Origin of the sequence: Litoribacterium kuwaitense (assembly GCF_011058155.1) — a bacterium.
In the GTDB taxonomy this organism is placed as follows: domain Bacteria; phylum Bacillota; class Bacilli; order Bacillales; family DSM-28697; genus Litoribacterium; species Litoribacterium kuwaitense.
Map to the genome: position 1 here is coordinate 1 of NZ_JAALFC010000109.1, position 486 is coordinate 486.

Sequence of the window (486 nt, forward strand, 5' to 3'; positions counted from 1 at the left end):
AAAGGCAATCATTACGACAGCGAAAGGACACGACAGGAATCAACTAGAAGTTCTCGTTGATGACAAGGAAGCCATGTATGTGTTTGACCGCGGATACGTTGACTACGATCGGTTTGACCGGATGACAGATGATGGATATTTTTTCGTTTCAAGACTAAAGAAGAATGCCGTCATCCGTGAGGTGGAATCCTTTTCCTTGCCCAATGATTCTCCCATTTTATCGGACAAAATGGTTTACATCGGGACGGCTCAAAACCGGGCAGAAAACCTGTTTCGCCTCTTTGAAGTGGCGGATACCAAAGGAAACATCCTTCGATTAATCACGAACCGATTTGATTTGGATGCAGAAGAAATCAGCGAAATCTACCGTTCACACTGGGACATAGAGCTGTTCTTTAAATGGCTGAAGCAACATGTAGAAATCAAACATTTTTATGGGATGAGTGAAACAGCGATACAAAATCAAATTTACCTCGCGCTCATTAC

Annotated in this window: 1 protein-coding gene; it reads left to right on the plus strand. The window is 42.8% G+C overall.

Annotation, left to right across the window (positions count from 1 at the left end; genetic code table 11):
• Positions 1-486 (plus strand): IS4 family transposase (locus G4V62_RS19210; protein ID WP_165205243.1); only part of this gene is annotated, 486 nt, incomplete at both ends.